We start from the raw sequence: 16,064 nt of genomic DNA, 5'->3' as shown, positions 1-16,064 counted from the left end.
CCGATTCCGGGAATCCGGAGAGAGGCGTCCGGGATACGGGTGTCCGGATAATTTCGACTCGTGCTTTTTTTGTTCTTGCCATACTGTTCTGCGGCCGGTGCGGGTCGGCCGCCGGCCGCCGTCAAGGGCGTGGCAGAGAGGCGATTGCCGGATGAACGCTCGCCGAACCGCATCGCGCCGGCGGCAGTCCGGAGACCACCGACGGCCTCTCCCGCGACTGTTCTTCCTGCTCGTGCAGGCCTTTCAGCAGCTTCGACGGCACGCTCAGCGCCGGGGACGAGTACACACGCCGCGCCACGGCCGCACAATCCGGGCACACGTACTCGCCGGGTGCCGTTCCGATCGGTAGCCGCACGTCGAAATCTCCGCAGCGATGGCACGAATATTCGTAAGTCGCCATATGCGCCTCCATCCCCGATCGCGCCGGGTTCCTTGTCCACCCGCACCCGTACCCGTACACGCTCATACGCGGGCTCGACATCGCAGCAAATGCGTCACTTCCCAGGCAACGCTTGTGGGAACCCGTTGTCAAACGGAGACACCGTACTGCCGAATTAAAGGAAGTCCCGGGTCCCGGCAGGGAGCTGTCGAAAAATAATTCCTCGGTTCACTGTCACGGCAGCTGTAGTTATTGATCGTTGATGTGTTCGTGCAGGTCAGGTGGCTGCGGCGGCGGTGATGTTGTTCCAGCGGTGATGGCGGGCTCGGGCGGCGGCTTGATGGCGGCGGCGTCAGGCGGGGTACGGGTCGTAGCAGTCCAGAGCCGGGTGGTACAGCACCTGCCAGGTGCGGCCCCCGATGACACCGTTCTGCGGCAGGCCGTGACAGCCCTGGATCCACTTGAGCTTCTTCAGCATGGCTGAGCCGAACGCCCCGTCGAGGACCAGCTTGGGCGGCTGACCTCCCCACATGTTGCTCAGGCACTGCGCCTGCTTGACCGCCGTACCGGTGTCACCGTGCGTAAGCGTGGGCCGATACGTCGATGACGTGTAGGAACAGCGGTCGGGGGAGGCCAGGGCGGAATGCGGTGCCACCAGGCCCAGTGCTGCGGCTGTGCACAGCCCCGTCCCCAAGGTGAGCAATCTGCGCTGTCTCATGCCGTTCCTTCCGGTCCGGCCATTCACTGGTGAGGCCCGGCGTCCGGGAGCGATATACACCCTCATCATGCCCACACTCAACGACGACCGCGAGTTACGACCCGCACGCACAGGGAGTGCGCCGCCGGCCGGACGGCACATTCTCGAGCGGCGGGAGGAGCGGGGGAACGGTGGCGACGCACCCGGCACGCGCGTTCAGCGCAGGCGCGTAGTGCCTCGTGGATCGTGGTGAACGGGCAGTTCGCTTCCAGGGGCCTCTGGGTCCTGAACAATCGCAAGAAGCCGGCGCGCCAGGGATCTCACCCAGCGGCTTGAGCCGTCGCTACTCCTCCACTGGCGAGTACGGTGCCCTCGGGAGTGTCAGGGTTCACGAGGCCCGGCCGTGGGCGTCGGTTTCGACGACGGCGCGGATGGTGGCCTGTCCACTCAGGTCGTAGGGGATGACGGCACCCGTCGAAGCCCGCGGTCACGGTGCCGGCGGGCTCCGCCCCCTTCTCGGCGAGGAGCAGCGCCTCGGGGCACGCGCGACCAGCCGCTCCATGCCGCCCGGTCGTCGCCGGCGCTCGTGCCTTCGGCGGCGACCTTCCAGAAGGCCGGTACGGTGCCCAGGTCCTCGGGCGTCGCGGCCCGTGTGTGCAACTCGGCCATGTGCCGATCCCAGCAGGCCGTGCCGCCCGCGACCCGGAATTCCACGATCCGGATGACCGGCGCGAAGGTCCCAGGCGCGGGTCACTCGTGCGCGATCGCCTCCAGGATGTTCATCCGCGACGCGCGGAGGGCGGGCAGCAGCGCCGCGACGACGCCGATCACCGCCGCACCGATGACGACCGCCGCGATCGTGCCCCAGGGGATCGCGAGCGCGGTCATGCCCCGCAGTGCCAGCACCCGGTGCATGCAGACGCCCCACACCAGCCCCAGCACGAGACCCAGCACCGCGCCGAACACCGCGATCACCACCGACTCCAGCCGGATCATGCGCCGCAGCTGCCGCCGGGCCAGCCCGATGGCCCGCAGCAGCCCGATCTCCCGGGTGCGCTCCACCACCGACAGCGCCAGGGTGTTGACCACGCCGAGCACCGCGATGATGATCGCCAGCCCCAGGAGGGCGTAGACGAGGTACAGCAGGACCGCGATCTGGTCGTGCACCAGGTCCTTGTAGTCGGCCTGGTCACGTACCTGGACCTGCGGATACGGGTTGAGAGCGGTCTCCAGCCGGTCACGGAGCTCATCCGCGCTCGTGCCGTCGGCGGCGTTCACGTACAGCGCGGAGTCCTGCCCGCCGGGCACGTACTTCTCGACCGCCGCGATGCCGAGGAACAGTCCGCCCTGCACGCCGAAGCCCTCAGCGCTCTCCATGTCGGTGAGGCCGCCCACGGTCAGCTCGGTGTGCTGCCCGCCCGGGAACTCGACAGGGATCGTGCTGCCCGTCCGGACGCCGTGGTCCGCGGCGAATCCGGCGTCCATGGCGATACCGCCGTCGGCCAGTGCCGCCGCCGTGTCGCCGCTCGCGTAGGTGAGTCGGGCGACGTCGTCGATCTGGTGGTCGTACCCGGCGGCGGTCGTCTCGATCCTCTTCCCGTCCGGCAGCCGCACCGCCACCGGTGCGAACCGCTGCCGTACGACGACGCCCACGCCCTCCGTGTCCCGCACCTTGTCGGTGACCTCCTGGGAGAACGGCAGGAAGTTGGCGTTCTGGATGACGAAATCGGCTCCCAGCGTCCTGTCGATCTGCTCGTCGAAGGAGCGGGACATGGAGGTGCCGGCCACCGACATGCCGCCGACCAGGGCGAGCCCCACCATCAGTGCGGCGGCGGTGGCACCCGTACGGCGGGGATTGCGCAGGGCGTTGCGCTGGCTCATCCTCCCGACCGGTCCGAACAGGGCGGGGAAGGCCCCGCCCAGCACCCGGATCACCGGCCGCACCAGCAACGGACCGGCGACGACGGCCGCGATCAGGGTCAGCACGACGCCCAGCCCCAGCAGGGACGCCGCCGGTCCCGTTTCGGTGGAGACGGCACAGCCCACCAGAGCGGCCGCGCCGAGCGCTCCGACGACGGAACCCACCACCGCGCGGGTACGCAACGGCCGGCCCACCCCGGCGACCTCGGCGTCGGCGAGGGCGGCCATCGGGGACACCCCTGCCGCGCGGCGGGCCGGAAGGTACGCCGCCACGAAGGTGACCCCGACCCCGACCGCATACGCCGTGACGGGCGTGCCCCACCCGATGACCACCTCCGTGGCGTTCAGGTTCATGCCGAAGACGCTCATCAGCCGGATCAGCCCGTGGGCGAGCCCGATACCGGTCGCCAGGCCCAGCGTCGAGCCGAACAGGCCGAGCAGCACCGCCTCGGTGAGCACCGACCGGCGCACCTGCCGCCGGTCGGCGCCGATCGCCCGCAGCAGTCCGAGTTCGCGGGTGCGCTGCGCGATCAGCATCGAGAAGGTGTTGACGATCAGGAAGACGCCGACGAGCACGGCGATCCCGGCGAAGCCGAGCATCACGTACTTGATCACGGCGAGGAAATCACCCAGCTCGTCGGTGGCCGTAGCGGCCTGCTCGTCGGCCGTCTCCACCCGGTAGGTGCCGGCGCCGAGCGCCCCGGTGACACGGTGGTCGACCTCCTCGGCGGTCGCACCCGGCGCCGTCTCGACGGCGATGCTCGTGGCCCGGTCCGCCGAGCCCAGCAGCTCGACGGCGGCGACCTCGGGATCGAGGAAGATGAGGGCTGAGCCCGGGTTGGGGGTGGTGAAGGCGGCGATCCCCACGACCTTGACGCGGAAGGTGCCCGGCTGAGCCTGCACCGACAGGGTGTCGCCGATCGCCACGTCCTTGGCGTCGGCGGTGTCCGCGTCCAGCACGGCCTCCCCGGCACCGTGCGGGGCGCGGCCGGAGGCCAGCTCCGCGACGCTGTGTTCGTCGGCGTACCAGGCCTCCGCGCGCGTCGGTGCGCCGGTCGTCGGCCCCACCGGCTCGTTGTCGCTGTCGACGACCGTGACGTTCCCGGCCCTGACGACCGGGCGGGCGGACTCGACCCCCTCGATCCCTGCCAGCCGCTCGGCGAGCGAGGCCGGCACGGTCCGGATCTGGCCGGTGGGCACAGCCGCTTCCAGGTCGTCCGGGGGCGACACGGTCACGTCGGCGGAGGTGGAGGCGAAGAGCCGGTCGAAGGTGTGGGCGACGGTGTCGGAGAAGATCAGACTGCCCGCGACGAACGCCACGGACAGGACGACGGCCAGCGCGGACAGCAGCAGTCGCCCCTTGTGCGAGAGGAAACTCCTGAGCGTCGCCCTCAGCACGGTCTCAGCCCTTGCCGGGGACCGACTCGTCGGGCCGCACGGCCCCGTCGTCGGCGAGGCCGGAGGTGAGGCCGGGAGCGAGGCCGCCGTCGTCGCTCTGGGCGCGGAGCACGTCGAACCGCTTCATCCGCTCCAGCACCGCCTCCGCCGTGGGCCGCTTCATCTCGTCGACGATCCGGCCGTCCGCCAGGAACAGCACCAGATCGGAGTGGGAGGCGGCGCCCGGGTCGTGCGTGACCATCACCACGGTCTGGTTCAGCCGGTCGACGGCCTCGCGCAGGAAGCCGAGCACCTCCAGACCGGCGCGCGAGTCGAGGTTGCCGGTCGGCTCGTCCGCGAAGATCAGCTCGGGCCGGGAGGCCAGCGCCCGCGCACAGGCCACGCGCTGCTGCTGGCCGCCGGAGAGCTGGGCCGGCCGGTGCTTCAGCCGGTTCCGCAGGCCGAGTGTGTCGATGACCTGGTCCAGCCACTTCTCGTCGGGCCTCTGGCCCGCGATGTCCATCGGGAGGGTGATGTTCTCCAGCGCGTTCAGAGTCGGGATGAGGTTGAACGACTGGAACATGAACCCGATCCGGTCCCGGCGCAGGCGGGTCAGCTCACGGTCCTTCAACCCGGTGATCTCGGTGTCGCCGAGCCACACCTGTCCGGCCGAAACGGTGTCGAGTCCGGCCAGACAGTGCATCAGCGTCGACTTCCCGGACCCCGAGGGTCCCATCACCGCGGTGAACCGGCCGCGCGCGATGACCACGTCCACCGCGTCCAGGGCGAGCACGGTCGTCTCGCCGGATCCGTACGCCTTGGTCAGGCCGCGCGCGCGGGCGGCGATTCCGTCCACCGACGCGAGGCCGGGGGAGTGCTCCGCAGCAGGTGTGGACAAGGCCGCCTCCTCCGTCCGGAAATACGGGAGATATGGATATGCCGACATGTGGGCAGGCGGAGATCCGCACGTGCGGGCATGGAACCGTGCCGAGGTGCCTGCCGCGCCCGAGGCTAGTGTGACCCGCTCCCCGCCAAATATCCCCCACAGGCACAAAACCGCCCCATATCGCTGTAAGGGGAACGCTCCATGCCGGCCCTTGCCGGTGCTAGCACATCGGCGCTAGCTTCGAGGCATGGCGAAGACCCAGCTGAACGTACGCGTGGACGAGGGCACCGCCCGAGCGGCGCGGGAGCGCGCACTGGCCCGCGGGATGAGCGTCAACCGCTACATCGAGGAACTGGTCCGGCAGGACGCCGGTGAGGTCGGCCACACCTTCGTGGAGGCCGCCGCCGACTTCATGAAGCAGTACGAGAACGTCTTCGCCGAGGAGTTCGACGGGACGGTGCCCGCCCGGGCGACGCCGAGAGCGGGGGAGAAGAACCCCGAGGGCCCGCGCGAAGGGCGCCGCTGATCCCTTGGACGGTCTGCGCATCGACCTCGCCTGGCTGCTGATGCTCGCCGAACAGCAGACTCCGGGGGACCCCCAGGTCACCGACTGGGGAGCCCTCGTCGCCGCCGTCGCCCGTCATGAGGCCGAGATATTCGACGTCCCCGTCTACGGCAGCCCGCAGGCCCGTGCCGCCGCGCTGCTCCAGCTGCTGCTCCACGTGCCCGCGCTGGAACGCTCCAACGCCCTGTTCGCCTCCGCCGTCGCGTACGCCTACCTCGTCGCCAGCGGCCTGAAGGTCGTCACCTCGCCGGAGCAGGTGCGCGACCTGGCCCGGCTGGTCAAGAACGGTGAGGCGTCCGTGGACGACATCGCCGCCGAGCTGCGCCGCTGGAGCGAGTGATCAGTTCCGGCCGCTCGGCGCGCCGGCCACCGCCTCGGTCACCGGTCGCCACGCGGTGCCCAGGACGCAGTACGACGTCGGCAGCTTCGGGCCGCTCTCCGGCATCAGCGTCCGCCGGTACGGGCCGAGTTCGAACCCCGCCTCCCGCAACGCGCCCACCGGGTCGCGCGCCACGTGGCAGCCACCGGCGAGCGGCGGCCACACCGTCCGGTCCAGGGCACGCTGGGTGAGGCGCATGACCCGGCCGCCGCCCCGGCCGTGCTCGAAGAACCGCACCTCACCGCCCGGCCGCAGCACCCGCCGGAGTTCCGCGAGCGCCCGCGGCAGGTCCCGCACACTGCACAGCACCAGGGAGACCACCGCCGCGTCGAACGCCTCGCTCTCGACCGGCAGCGCCTCCGCCGTACCCGGCGCGACAACCACCGGGACGCGGGCGCGCAGGGCGGCCTCCACGGCCAGTCGGCGCAGTACCCGTTCCGGCTCGACGGCGACGACCTCCGAGACGGTGCCCGGATAGTGAGCGAAGTTGAGGCCGTTGCCGGCGCCGACCTCGAGCACCCGGCCCGACAGCCCGTCGAGCAGCCTCCGGCGCACCGCGGCCATGCCCCCGCGGGTCTCCGCGGTGACACTGAGCCGGGCGTAGCAGCGGGCGAACAACGGATGGTGCACGGGATCCCGCGCCACCTTCGCGGAGCCGGCGGACATGGGGCGCCTTCCTGCCGTGAGGAAGCCGCGAAGCCCGGGGGACGAGGACTGAGCCCCCGGGGGCGGCCTTACCGCGATTGTGCCCCGTGAAGACACCTCGCATCCCTCGTCCCGGGCTCCGTCACGTCCCCCGCCCCCGGCGTGCCTCCCGCACCTGGAACGCCTCCGCGTCCCAGGTGCCGTCCAGCCGGGGCGCCAGCCAGTGCGGTGCCGAGGCCCGGAAGCCGGCCGGGGCGAGGGCGGCCGCCCCGGCCGGCACCGCGCCCAGCAGCGGGACCCCCGTCACGTCCGGCAGGTCCTGCAGGTTGCAGCGCGAGGCCAGATCGGGCTCGGCGGGCCAGCTGCCGATCACCACACCCGCCGGGGTGAGCCCGCGCGAGCGCAGGTGGCAGGCCGTCAGCTCCGCGACGTTCAGGGTGCCCAGGCCCGCCGACACCACCACCAGCACCGGCGCCGCCAGCAGCGCCGCCGCGTCCGCGAGCGTCCCGCCGGCCGCGTCGAACCGTACGAGCAGTCCGCCGGCGCCCTCCACCAGCACCAGGTCGTGCTCGGTGGCCAGCTTGGCGGCCGCCCCGGCCACGTCGTGCGGATGCACCGGCGCCCGGCCGGCCCGGCGGGCGGCGGTGGCGGGCGCCAACGGGTCCGGGTACCGGGCGATCTCGGTGGCCGTGACGGCACCGGCGAGCCGGGTGATCTCCTCGGCGTCTCCGGGTTCGTCCGGCGCCACACCCGTCTGTACCGCCTTCAGCACGGCCACCGACCGGCCCGCCGCCAGCGCCGTCGCGGCGACCGCCGCCGTCACCACCGTCTTGCCGACCTCGGTGCCCGCGCCCGTGATCACCAGTACCGGCATGTCATCCTTCCTGAGTGGCCGCAGCCGCAGCGCACACCGCGCGTGCGATCCGGGCCACGTCCGTGTCACCGGTGACGTACGGCGGCATGGTGTAGATCAGATCGCGGAACGGCCGCAACCACACACCCTCGCGCACCGCGGCCCGCGTGGCCGCCTCCATGTCCACGGCGTGGTCGAGCTGGACGACGCCGATGGCGCCGAGGACCCGCACGTCACGGACGTTCGGCAGGTCCGCCGCCGGGCTCAGCCCGTCCCGCAGGCCCGACTCGATGCGCTTGACCTCCGCGAGCCAGTCCTGTCCGAGCAGCAGCTCGATCGAGGCGCAGGCCACGGCCGCCGCCAGCGGATTGCCCATGAAGGTCGGACCGTGCGCCAGCACCGGTACCTCGCCGCGCGAGATGCCGTCGGCCACCCGCGCGGTGCACAGCGTCGCCGCCATGGTCAGGTAGCCGCCGGTCAGCGCCTTGCCGACACACATCACATCCGGGGTCACGGCCGCGTGCTCCGCCGCGAACAGCGCGCCGGTGCGCCCGAACCCGGTCGCGATCTCGTCGAACACCAGCAGCACGTCGTGCGCGTCGCACGCCTCGCGCAGCACCCGCAGGTACGCGGGGGAGTGGAAGCGCATCCCGCCCGCTCCCTGCACCACCGGCTCCACGATCACCGCGGCCAGTTCCCCGGCGTGCCGCTCGATCAGCTCCCGCAGACGGTCGGCGTACGCCTCCTCGTACTCGGCGGGCGGGGCCTCGGCGAACACCTGCTCCGGCAGGACCCCGGTCCACAGCTCGTGCATCCCGCCCTCGGGATCGCAGACCGACATCGGCTGCCAGGTGTCGCCGTGGTAGCCGCCCCGCCAGGTCAGCAGCCGCCGCTTCGCGGGCCGCCCGAGCGAACGCCAGTACTGCAGGCACATCTTGACGGCGACCTCGACGGACACCGAGCCGGAGTCGGCGAGGAAGACGTGCTCCAGCCCGTCGGGTGACATGTCGACAAGGAGCTTCGCCAGCCGGACGGCGGGTTCGTGCGTGAGCCCGCCGAACATCACATGGCTCATCCGCCCGAGCTGGTCGATCGCGGCCTCGTTCAGCACCGGGTGGTTGTAGCCGTGGATCGCCGACCACCAGGACGCCATCCCGTCGACCAGCTCGCCCGAGCCGTCGGCGAGCCTGAGCCGCACCCCGGTCGCCGACTCCACGACCAGCGGCTCCCCGCGTCCCGGCATGGGCCCGTACGGATGCCAGACGTGCCGCCGGTCCAGCTCGAGCAGCTCGGACAACTCGGACGCGGACCGCTCAGGCATTGGGAGCGATATCCGTTCCGGCGCCCCGGCGGCGGACCGCGACGAGATCGGTACGCGGCCCCTCGGCCCGGCCGGCCCCCTCCGCGGCCGTCTCGGCACCCGCGGGCGCCTTTGTCTCCGCACACCCACCGGAGGACGACGTCCCCGCGCACGCTCCGGCGCCCGCGGGTGCCGTACCGCAGACCCCGCCGCCGTCGTGCGCCCCGCACCCGCCCGCCCGGTGCTCGGGCAGGGTCACCTGGTCGGTGCCCTCCACCTCGAACCCGGCGTCCGCGATCATCTCCAGGTCGGCCCGCCCCGCCTGACCCTCGCTGGTGAGGTAGTCGCCGAGGAAGATCGAGTTGGCCAGGTGCAGCGCGAGCGGCTGCATCGTGCGCAGGTGCACCTCCCGGCCGCCCGCGATCCGCACCTCGACGTCCGGGCACACGAACCGCACCATCGCCAGGATCCTGAGGCACCGCTGCGGGGTGAGGTTCCACTCCTCGGCGAGCGGCGTGCCCTCGAACGGGATCAGGAAGTTCACCGGCACCGAGTCGGGGTCCAGCTCGCGCAGCGAGAACACCACGTCGACCAGATCCGTGTCGCTCTCACCCATGCCGGCGATCAGCCCGGAGCAGGCGGACAGGCCGGCCGCGTGCGCCTTGTGCACGGTGTCCACCCGGTCGGCGTACGTGTGCGTCGTGGTGATGTCCCCGTAGGTGGCCTCGGAGGTGTTCAGGTTGTGGTTGTAGGCGTCCGCCCCCGCCTCGCGCAGCCGCTCCGCCTGGCCGTCGGAGAGCAGACCGAGACAGGCGCACACCTCGACGCCCTCGTTGCCCTCCTTGATCGCCTTGATGGTGTCGGAGACCCGGTCCACGTCACGGTCGGTCGGGCCCCGGCCGCTGGCCACCAGGCACACCCGCTTGGCGCCGCCCGCCAGCCCGGCCGCGGCCGCCTCCGATGCCTGCTCCGGCTTGAGCCAGGTGTACTTGAGGATGTCGGCCTTGGAACCGAGCCGCTGGGAACAGTAGGAGCAGTCCTCCGGGCACAGGCCCGACTTGAGGTTGACCAGGTAATTGAGTTTCACCCGTCGGCCGAACCAGTGCCGCCGCACCTTCCCGGCCGCGGTCACCACGTCGAGCAGGTCGTCGTCGGACGTCCCGAGGACGGCCAGGGCTTCCTCGCGGGTCGGCGTCTCGCGCCGAAGCCCCTTGTCCACCAGCGTGTTCAGCAGGTCCATCGGTCTCCTAGTGAGGGAACCACCAGCTTCGGCCGGTGGGATAATTGCTTCCTGAGTCGGCGGTAGATTCCGTTTGTCCCGCAAGGGGTCGGTTCGGGCTGGACCGCAGCCCTCGGGTTGGAAGCCCCCTCCTCAGGTGGGGAGCGGAGTCACGAGAGCCGATCCTGTCCCACGGAATGTCTCGGGCCAAGGAGATTCTCCACAAATCCACACGCGCTGACGTGTGGATATTGCCACACCATGGGCGGTTGCCTCTGGGGCTAGGGTCTGGGCATTGCCTACAAAGCACCGGAGGACCCATGGCGTTCGGCTGGATCGGCGAACAGGCGGAGCTGCGGCGCCGGGCCGGACTCGTACGGACCCTGCGCCCGCGGGCCGCCGACGTGCCGCTCCTCGATCTGGCGAGCAACGACTACCTGGGTCTGGCCCGCCATCCGGAGGTCACCGAGGGCGCGGCACGGGCCGCGCGGACCTGGGGCGGCGGGGCGACCGGGTCCCGGCTCGTCACCGGCACCACCGAACTGCACACCGCGCTGGAACGCGAACTGGCGGACTTCTGCGGCTTCGAGGCGGCCCTCGTCTTCTCCTCCGGCTACGCGGCCAACCTGGCCGCCGTCACCGCGCTGGCCCCGCACGGCTCGCTGATCGTGTCCGACGCGGGCAACCACGCCTCGCTGATCGACGGCTGCCGACTGGCCCGCGGCGGGACGCGGGTCGCGGCGCACGCCGACCCGGACGCCGTGCGCAAGGCGCTGGACGGGCACGACGGACCGGCCGTCGTGGTGTCCGACACGGTCTTCTCGGTCGACGGGGACGCCGCCCCGCTCACCGCGTTGGCCGAGTCCTGCCGGGAGCACGGTGCGGGACTGGTGCTCGACGACGCCCACGGCCTCGGGGTGCTCGGCGACGGCGGACGCGGCGCCCCGCACGCGGCCGGACTCGCCGGCGCCGACGACGTCGTCGCGACGGTCACGCTGTCCAAGTCGCTCGGCAGCCAGGGCGGGGCGGTGCTCGGCCCGGCACGGGTCGTCGAACATCTCGTCAACGTGGCCCGGACGTTCATCTTCGACACGGGCCTCGCCCCCGCGGCCGTCGGCGCCGCGCTGTCGGCGCTCCGGCTGCTGCGCCGGGAGCCCGGGCGTGCCGCGCGGGCGGGCGAGGTGGCGCGTGAACTGCACGGACGGCTGACGGCCGCGGGTCTTCGAGCGGTGCGTCCCGACGCCGCGGTCGTCTCCGTGCGAGCCCCGTCCCCGGAGCAGGCCGTGCGATGGGCGGCCGACTGCCGGGCGGCCGGCCTGTCCGTGGGCTGCTTCCGTCCTCCTTCCGTGCCCGACGGCATCTCACGGCTCAGGCTGACCGCCCGCGCTGACCTGTCCGGGGCCGAGATCGAACGCGCTGTACAGGTGGTCGGCGAGACGCGGCCATGAGTCGGCGGGGCACGGCCGTGGGGCGCTCGGCGACGGATGGCTCGGCTGGTGGTGCCGGACGGGTGGTCGGGCCGGTGGCGCTGCCGGTCAGCGGACCGCGGCCACGAACTTCGCCCAGCTCCCGGGGGAGATGAGCAGCGCGGGCCCGGCCGGGTCCTTGGAATCGCGTACGGCGAGCAGCCCGGCACCTGGGCCGGTGGCCGGCCGGGCCGTCTCGACGCAGTTGTTCGCGCCCGTGCTGTAGCTGCTGCGCAGCCACCGCACACCGTGCAGGTCGGTGCTGGAGGGAAGGGTCCGAGGCGGTGCGGGCATCGTGCCTCCTTACGCGCCGGCAGCTGTCCCGGCGATGAAATCCAACGATTCCTCGGGCGAAAGGGCGTGGACCGAAAGGGAGTTGAAAGCCTCCGAGTACACCCGGAGGTCTTCTTTCCGCTCGAGGTAGAGGCTACTCGTCAAGTGGTCGAGAACTACGACATCCAGATCGGAAGTGCGCGAGAATGAGAAGATTACGAAAGGACCGGTGACGCCGATGTGCGCCCCTGCAGTGAACGGCAGGATCTGGAGCCGTACGTGGGGAAGGCGTGCCGCCTCCACCAGCCGGTTCAGCTGCCGGGTCATCACGCCGGGACCGCCGACCTCCCGGCGCAGCACCGCCTCGTCCAGGACGGCGGCCAGCTCCAGGGGCGGCTCCGTCCGCAGCACGTCCTGCCGGGCCAGCCGCACTTCCACCAGCGTGTCCAGCCGCTCCTGCGAGGCGCCCTCCAGTGCGGCCTCGGTCACCGCCCGCGCGTACTCGGGTGTCTGCAGCAGTCCGGGGACCACCGTGGTCTCCAGGGTGCGCATCGCGCTGGCCTGGGACTCCAGGCTGATGAAGTCCCGGTAGGTGGGCGGCAGTACCCCCCGGTACGCGTGCCACCAGTGATGCCGTCCGCCGCTGTCGTCGGATCCCGCCAGAACCAGCAGAAGCTCCCGCAACTGACGGTCCGCCAGGCCGTAGGCGTCGAGCAGTAACCGCACATCGGCCGGTTTCACCCCGCTCGTGCCCGTCTCGATCCGGCTCACCTTCGACTGGTGCCAGCCCACCAGGCGGGCCGCCTCGCCGCTCGTGAGCCCCGCCGACGTGCGCAGCGAGCGCAGTTCGGCGCCCAGTTTCCGGCGGCGTACCGCGGGACCGTGCTGCATCGTTTCCCCCTTACTCCCCATGAGCCGCTCACATACGGTCCCTCGTCGCAGAGTTCACCGATTTGAGCGACAGATATATGCATATCTCGGCCGTACCGTCGCCCAGGCCCTGCGGTGATGGCACTCTGGCGACGAAGCATCAGTGCGGGACCGTACTCGAATCAGCCGCTCCGTGCCGGACCGTGGACCCGTGGGAAAGGGACGACGTCGCCATGGCAGACCATCTGGAAGCATCCATCACTCTGCCGAGCGATCCAGCCTCGGTCTCCGCCGCGCGCGCCCACGTGGTGGACACGCTGGCGGAGTGGGGCATGCCGGCGGACACGGAAGTGTCCGACACCGTGCGGCTGATCGTGTCCGAGCTGGCCACCAACGCCGTGCAGCACACCCTCGGGCAGTCACCCACGTTCACGGTGGACATCGCCCTCGACCACGACGAGCGGTTGCGCATCGGAGTCACCGACAGCCATCCGCGGTACCCCAAGCGGCTCCCCGCCGCGGTCCAGCAGGACAACGGACGGGGGCTGGTCATCATCCGCTGGCTGACCGCGGAACACGGCGGCAGGATGAGGGTCCGCCCCACCAGGGAGGGCGGCAAGACCATCTTCGTCGTGCTCCCGTGGGCCGTCCCGGCCGAGCCGGTCACGGCGGCGGGACAGCAGGAGCCGTAGGGGCCACGACGGAACAGCGCAGCCCCGGTCGAGTCCGGTGACCGTCCGACGGGGGTGACGGGGCGGCAGCAGGGGGAATGCGGCCGCCCCCCCCTCGCGGATCAGTTGACCCGGCCGTACCAGACGCTGCGGGTCCAGATCTTCTGCAGGCGTACCACGTCCCCGGTCTTCGGGGCGTGCCAGATCTTGTTCTGGCCCGCGTAGATGCCGACGTGGTAGATGTTCTGACCCGAATGGAAGAACACCAGGTCGCCCGCCTTGCGGTTGGAGGCCGAGACCTGGCGTGTCTTGTTGTACTGCTGGGCTGCGGTACGCGGCAGGTGCTTGCCCGCCTTCTTGAACGAGTAGAGGGTCAGGCCGGAGCAGTCGAAGCGGGACGGTCCGGTGGCGCCCCACCGGTAGGGCGAACCCTTCTTGGAGGCCGCGACCTGGAGAGCCTTGGCGGCCGTACTCGCGGCCGCCGCCTCCGAGGCGGCACCGGGAACCACGAGTGAGCCGCCCACGGCGGCGAGGGTGAGGGCCGAGGCCGTGCCGGCCCGGGCCATGAGAGACGGGACACGATTGAGCGCGGTCATGCGCAACCCTTCGTCAGCCGCCTGTGAAGGATGACCTGTCGGATTCGGGCTGGCGAAGTTGCCCGGCCGCACACGTGCGGCTTCACCCCAAGGGCTGCTCGGAACGGGAACTCCCGTTCCGGCGACCCGTCGTGCTCGGGTCCTCCACTCCTGCCGATCCACTCCTGTCGACCGGTCATCCGGGCGGCGGCAGGACTCGGCGTCCGCCCGGATCGCCCCGCCGCGGCGGCGGGGGCTTGTCGTCAGTGAGCGATCTTGGCAACGGTTGGCCCGAAATCCCACCGGAGCCGGGGGTTTGTGTTGTTACTCACCACTCATCCGTTCGGGTGGACACTGCTGCGTTCGGGCTGCCGTCCAGAGCGCCGAGGAGCCCCGGACCAGCATCGGAATACTTGATTCCGAAAGGGGACGCGCGCGGTGCGCAACCTTGGCGGCCCGAAAAGAAGTCGTGCATCTACGCCGCTTGGGGGTAAGTCATTTGGTCCGTTTCGACCCCGGTGCGGACGTGCCACCGGCGCACGCCCCGCCCGGGCCGGTAGGAGTGTCAACTGCCGGAGCCCGGCGGCAGGATGACACGGGCCGTGCGCCGCTCGCCGTCCAGCACCCGCAACGCACGGGCCAGGGTGGCGGTGTGCAGCTCGGTCTCGCCGCGCCTGTGCATCAGGGCCAGCGCGTCGCGCAGGGCGACGGCCTTGCCGACCAGCGCCTGCGCGGCACGCAGTCCCCGGTAGGTGTCGCCGTCGCGGGCCGGGTTGATCCGGCCGAGCAGGTCGACGGCCTCGAGGTAACGGTCGATCAGCTCGGCCTCGGCGCGGGTCAGCGCGGGCAGCGGTGGCAGCTCGGGTGGCAGCATCGGCGGCTCACCTCGTGCCGGGAGCGGGCCGCCGGCCCTCGCGGGCGGTCACGATCCGGTCCGCGAGGCCGTAGTCCACCGCCGCCCGGGCGTCGAGGACCGTGTCCCGCTCGATGTCCGACCGCGCCTGCTCCGGGGTGCGGCGGGTGTGCCGGACCAGCATCTCCTCGACCCGGGCCCGAACGCGTGTCAGCTCCTCGGCCTGGAGGGCCAGGTCGCCGGCCTGGCCCTCCACCGGCTCCGTCAGCGCGGGCTGCTGAAGCACCAGCCGTGCCCCGGGCAGTACGTACCGCTTGCCCGGCGTCCCGGCGGCCAGCAGCAGCGCGGCTGTCCCGGCCGCCTGGCCCAGGCAGACCGTCTCCACCTCGCAGGCGATGTAGCGCAGGGTGTCGTGGATCGCCGACATGGCGTGGAAGGAGCCGCCGGGCGAGTTGACGTAGAGGGAGATGTCCCGGTCGGGGTCCCGGTGCTCCAGGTACATGAACTGGGCGATCACGTCGTTCGCTGAGGTCTCGTCGATCGGTGTCCCGAGGAGGACGATCCGCTCCTCCATCAGCTTCGAGTACGGATCCGTGCTCCGACGCCCGGACACCGTGTGTTCGGTGAACTCGGGCAGGACGTGGCGGGCGGACGGTCGGGTCATGGGAGCCCCTCCTCGCGGCAGCTGTCTGTAAAAAATGTACAGGATGTACGTGACGTTATGATGGGGACATGGCCTACGAGATTCCGGTGACGCAAGCCAGGGCTGAACTCGCCGACCTGATCAACCGCGTGGTGTACGGCGGTGAGCGCGTTGTCGTGACCCGGCACGGAAAGCCCCTCGTCGCCCTTGTGTCCGCCGATGACCTGCGACGACTCGAGCAGCTCCAGGAGCTCGACGCACGACGGGAGCCGACCGGGGATCAGGTGGTCAGCACGGTTTCCGGCGTCCACGAGGCGGTGTCCGCTCCACGCGAACAGCAGCGCTTCGGCATCGCCGCGGAGCACCGCGGAACGGGTGCTTCGTAAGTCGCCGAGAAGACCCCGGAAACAGAACCGTGGCGCGCCCCCCCCGCCCGCCGGGCGGGCGGCGTGTGATACGGCGGGGGGGGGGGCTGGGCGGGCCCGCGCCGCCG

The 16,064-nt window shown here is 71.4% G+C and carries 18 protein-coding genes, 1 pseudogene and 1 riboswitch; of the genes and pseudogenes, 5 read left to right on the top strand and 14 right to left on the bottom strand.

What is annotated here, in order from left to right; genetic code table 11:
- Positions 1 to 121: 121 nt before the first annotated feature.
- The 5 genes and pseudogenes from AB0I73_RS32670 to AB0I73_RS32650 form a co-directional block, all read right to left on the bottom strand.
- Complete coding sequence (locus tag AB0I73_RS32670; protein ID WP_363043496.1) at positions 122 to 400, bottom strand: FmdB family zinc ribbon protein; 279 nt, start codon at positions 398 to 400, stop codon at positions 122 to 124.
- A 331-nt stretch (positions 401 to 731) separates the two neighbouring features.
- Positions 732 to 1,097: a peptidoglycan-binding domain-containing protein gene (locus AB0I73_RS32665; RefSeq protein WP_363043494.1), complete on the bottom strand. Its 366-nt coding sequence runs from the start codon at positions 1,095 to 1,097 to the stop codon at positions 732 to 734.
- 443 nt (positions 1,098 to 1,540) lie between these two features.
- A pseudogene (locus AB0I73_RS32660) lies at positions 1,541 to 1,745 on the bottom strand (GNAT family N-acetyltransferase); the annotation flags it as partial.
- An 81-nt stretch (positions 1,746 to 1,826) separates the two neighbouring features.
- Entirely contained in the window at positions 1,827 to 4,394 is a 2,568-nt protein-coding gene (locus AB0I73_RS32655; protein ID WP_363043492.1) for an FtsX-like permease family protein, read from the bottom strand.
- A gap of 4 nt (positions 4,395 to 4,398) precedes the next feature.
- Complete coding sequence (locus tag AB0I73_RS32650) at positions 4,399 to 5,271, bottom strand: ABC transporter ATP-binding protein (RefSeq protein ID WP_363043490.1); 873 nt, start codon at positions 5,269 to 5,271, stop codon at positions 4,399 to 4,401.
- Between the two features lie 235 nt (positions 5,272 to 5,506).
- Here AB0I73_RS32650 and AB0I73_RS32645 point away from each other — a divergent pair, with 235 nt between their 5' ends.
- Positions 5,507 to 5,785, top strand: coding sequence for a toxin-antitoxin system HicB family antitoxin (locus AB0I73_RS32645; RefSeq protein ID WP_363043488.1), 279 nt, complete (start codon positions 5,507 to 5,509; stop codon positions 5,783 to 5,785).
- A 4-nt stretch (positions 5,786 to 5,789) separates the two neighbouring features.
- Positions 5,790 to 6,164, top strand: coding sequence for a fic family toxin-antitoxin system, toxin component (locus tag AB0I73_RS32640; RefSeq protein WP_109380762.1), 375 nt, complete (start codon positions 5,790 to 5,792; stop codon positions 6,162 to 6,164).
- On the opposite strand, the gene AB0I73_RS32635 is transcribed toward AB0I73_RS32640, so the two are convergent.
- The 4 genes from AB0I73_RS32635 to bioB all read right to left on the bottom strand — a co-directional run bounded on the left by AB0I73_RS32635 (position 6,165) and on the right by bioB (position 10,241).
- Positions 6,165 to 6,869, bottom strand: coding sequence for a class I SAM-dependent methyltransferase (locus AB0I73_RS32635; protein WP_363043485.1), 705 nt, complete (start codon positions 6,867 to 6,869; stop codon positions 6,165 to 6,167). It abuts the gene before it with no gap.
- A 121-nt stretch (positions 6,870 to 6,990) separates the two neighbouring features.
- On the bottom strand, positions 6,991 to 7,722 hold the full coding sequence (gene bioD / locus AB0I73_RS32630; protein ID WP_363043483.1) for a dethiobiotin synthase: 732 nt from the start codon (positions 7,720 to 7,722) through the stop codon (positions 6,991 to 6,993).
- A 1-nt stretch (position 7,723) separates the two neighbouring features.
- Positions 7,724 to 9,022, bottom strand: coding sequence for an adenosylmethionine--8-amino-7-oxononanoate transaminase (locus tag AB0I73_RS32625; protein WP_363043481.1), 1,299 nt, complete (start codon positions 9,020 to 9,022; stop codon positions 7,724 to 7,726).
- Positions 9,015 to 10,241 (bottom strand): biotin synthase BioB, encoded by a 1,227-nt coding sequence (gene bioB / locus AB0I73_RS32620; protein WP_363043479.1) that lies wholly within the window; start codon positions 10,239 to 10,241, stop codon positions 9,015 to 9,017. Before bioB ends, AB0I73_RS32625 begins: the two co-directional genes overlap by 8 nt.
- Positions 10,242 to 10,540: 299 nt before the next feature.
- Between bioB and AB0I73_RS32615 the strand changes: the two genes are divergently transcribed.
- Positions 10,541 to 11,668, top strand: coding sequence for an 8-amino-7-oxononanoate synthase (locus AB0I73_RS32615; RefSeq protein ID WP_363043477.1), 1,128 nt, complete (start codon positions 10,541 to 10,543; stop codon positions 11,666 to 11,668).
- Between the two features lie 87 nt (positions 11,669 to 11,755).
- Here the strand turns inward: AB0I73_RS32615 and AB0I73_RS32610 are convergent, their stop codons facing one another.
- Positions 11,756 to 11,980, bottom strand: coding sequence for a DUF397 domain-containing protein (locus tag AB0I73_RS32610; protein WP_109380756.1), 225 nt, complete (start codon positions 11,978 to 11,980; stop codon positions 11,756 to 11,758).
- A 9-nt stretch (positions 11,981 to 11,989) separates the two neighbouring features.
- Complete coding sequence (locus tag AB0I73_RS32605; protein WP_363043475.1) at positions 11,990 to 12,850, bottom strand: helix-turn-helix transcriptional regulator; 861 nt, start codon at positions 12,848 to 12,850, stop codon at positions 11,990 to 11,992.
- Between the two features lie 212 nt (positions 12,851 to 13,062).
- Here AB0I73_RS32605 and AB0I73_RS32600 point away from each other — a divergent pair, with 212 nt between their 5' ends.
- A complete protein-coding gene (locus AB0I73_RS32600; protein ID WP_363043473.1) occupies positions 13,063 to 13,521 on the top strand; it encodes an ATP-binding protein in 459 nt (152 codons plus the stop codon).
- A 101-nt stretch (positions 13,522 to 13,622) separates the two neighbouring features.
- Here AB0I73_RS32600 and AB0I73_RS32595 read toward each other — a convergent pair whose 3' ends face one another.
- The 3 genes from AB0I73_RS32595 to AB0I73_RS32585 form a co-directional block, all read right to left on the bottom strand.
- The gene (locus AB0I73_RS32595; RefSeq protein ID WP_109380754.1) at positions 13,623 to 14,096 is read right to left on the bottom strand and encodes a C40 family peptidase; all 474 of its coding nucleotides are present in this window, start codon (positions 14,094 to 14,096) and stop codon (positions 13,623 to 13,625) included.
- Between the two features lie 3 nt (positions 14,097 to 14,099).
- A riboswitch (cyclic di-AMP (ydaO/yuaA leader) is annotated at positions 14,100 to 14,308 on the bottom strand.
- 332 nt (positions 14,309 to 14,640) lie between these two features.
- Entirely contained in the window at positions 14,641 to 14,949 is a 309-nt protein-coding gene (locus tag AB0I73_RS32590; RefSeq protein ID WP_279337248.1) for a hypothetical protein, read from the bottom strand.
- A gap of 7 nt (positions 14,950 to 14,956) precedes the next feature.
- Entirely contained in the window at positions 14,957 to 15,592 is a 636-nt protein-coding gene (locus AB0I73_RS32585; protein WP_363043470.1) for an ATP-dependent Clp protease proteolytic subunit, read from the bottom strand.
- A 68-nt stretch (positions 15,593 to 15,660) separates the two neighbouring features.
- Between AB0I73_RS32585 and AB0I73_RS32580 the strand changes: the two genes are divergently transcribed.
- Positions 15,661 to 15,957: a type II toxin-antitoxin system Phd/YefM family antitoxin gene (locus tag AB0I73_RS32580; RefSeq protein WP_363043468.1), complete on the top strand. Its 297-nt coding sequence runs from the start codon at positions 15,661 to 15,663 to the stop codon at positions 15,955 to 15,957.
- The last annotated feature ends 107 nt before the right edge of the window (positions 15,958 to 16,064 follow it).

Source organism: Streptomyces sp. NPDC050388, from assembly GCF_040655635.1.
Taxonomy (GTDB): Bacteria; Actinomycetota; Actinomycetes; order Streptomycetales; family Streptomycetaceae; genus Streptomyces.
The sequence above is the reverse complement of the archived record's forward strand: the minus strand, read 5'-3'. Positions and strand labels throughout refer to the sequence as shown.

Excerpts from the sequence above, each read along its gene's own strand:
- bioB (WP_363043479.1), bottom strand. The coding sequence starts at position 10,241 with ATGGACCTGCTGAACACGCTGGTGGACAAGGGGCTTCGGCGCGAGACG.
- AB0I73_RS32585 (WP_363043470.1), bottom strand. The coding sequence starts at position 15,592 with ATGACCCGACCGTCCGCCCGCCACGTCCTGCCCGAGTTCACCGAACAC.
- AB0I73_RS32595 (WP_109380754.1), bottom strand. The coding sequence starts at position 14,096 with ATGACCGCGCTCAATCGTGTCCCGTCTCTCATGGCCCGGGCCGGCACG.
- bioD (WP_363043483.1), bottom strand. The coding sequence starts at position 7,722 with ATGCCGGTACTGGTGATCACGGGCGCGGGCACCGAGGTCGGCAAGACG.
- AB0I73_RS32610 (WP_109380756.1), bottom strand. The coding sequence starts at position 11,980 with ATGCCCGCACCGCCTCGGACCCTTCCCTCCAGCACCGACCTGCACGGT.
- AB0I73_RS32635 (WP_363043485.1), bottom strand. The coding sequence starts at position 6,869 with ATGTCCGCCGGCTCCGCGAAGGTGGCGCGGGATCCCGTGCACCATCCG.
- AB0I73_RS32625 (WP_363043481.1), bottom strand. The coding sequence starts at position 9,022 with ATGCCTGAGCGGTCCGCGTCCGAGTTGTCCGAGCTGCTCGAGCTGGAC.
- AB0I73_RS32615 (WP_363043477.1), top strand. The coding sequence starts at position 10,541 with ATGGCGTTCGGCTGGATCGGCGAACAGGCGGAGCTGCGGCGCCGGGCC.
- AB0I73_RS32665 (WP_363043494.1), bottom strand. The coding sequence starts at position 1,097 with ATGAGACAGCGCAGATTGCTCACCTTGGGGACGGGGCTGTGCACAGCC.
- AB0I73_RS32580 (WP_363043468.1), top strand. The coding sequence starts at position 15,661 with ATGGCCTACGAGATTCCGGTGACGCAAGCCAGGGCTGAACTCGCCGAC.
- AB0I73_RS32670 (WP_363043496.1), bottom strand. The coding sequence starts at position 400 with ATGGCGACTTACGAATATTCGTGCCATCGCTGCGGAGATTTCGACGTG.
- AB0I73_RS32600 (WP_363043473.1), top strand. The coding sequence starts at position 13,063 with ATGGCAGACCATCTGGAAGCATCCATCACTCTGCCGAGCGATCCAGCC.
- AB0I73_RS32605 (WP_363043475.1), bottom strand. The coding sequence starts at position 12,850 with ATGCAGCACGGTCCCGCGGTACGCCGCCGGAAACTGGGCGCCGAACTG.
- AB0I73_RS32590 (WP_279337248.1), bottom strand. The coding sequence starts at position 14,949 with ATGCTGCCACCCGAGCTGCCACCGCTGCCCGCGCTGACCCGCGCCGAG.
- AB0I73_RS32645 (WP_363043488.1), top strand. The coding sequence starts at position 5,507 with ATGGCGAAGACCCAGCTGAACGTACGCGTGGACGAGGGCACCGCCCGA.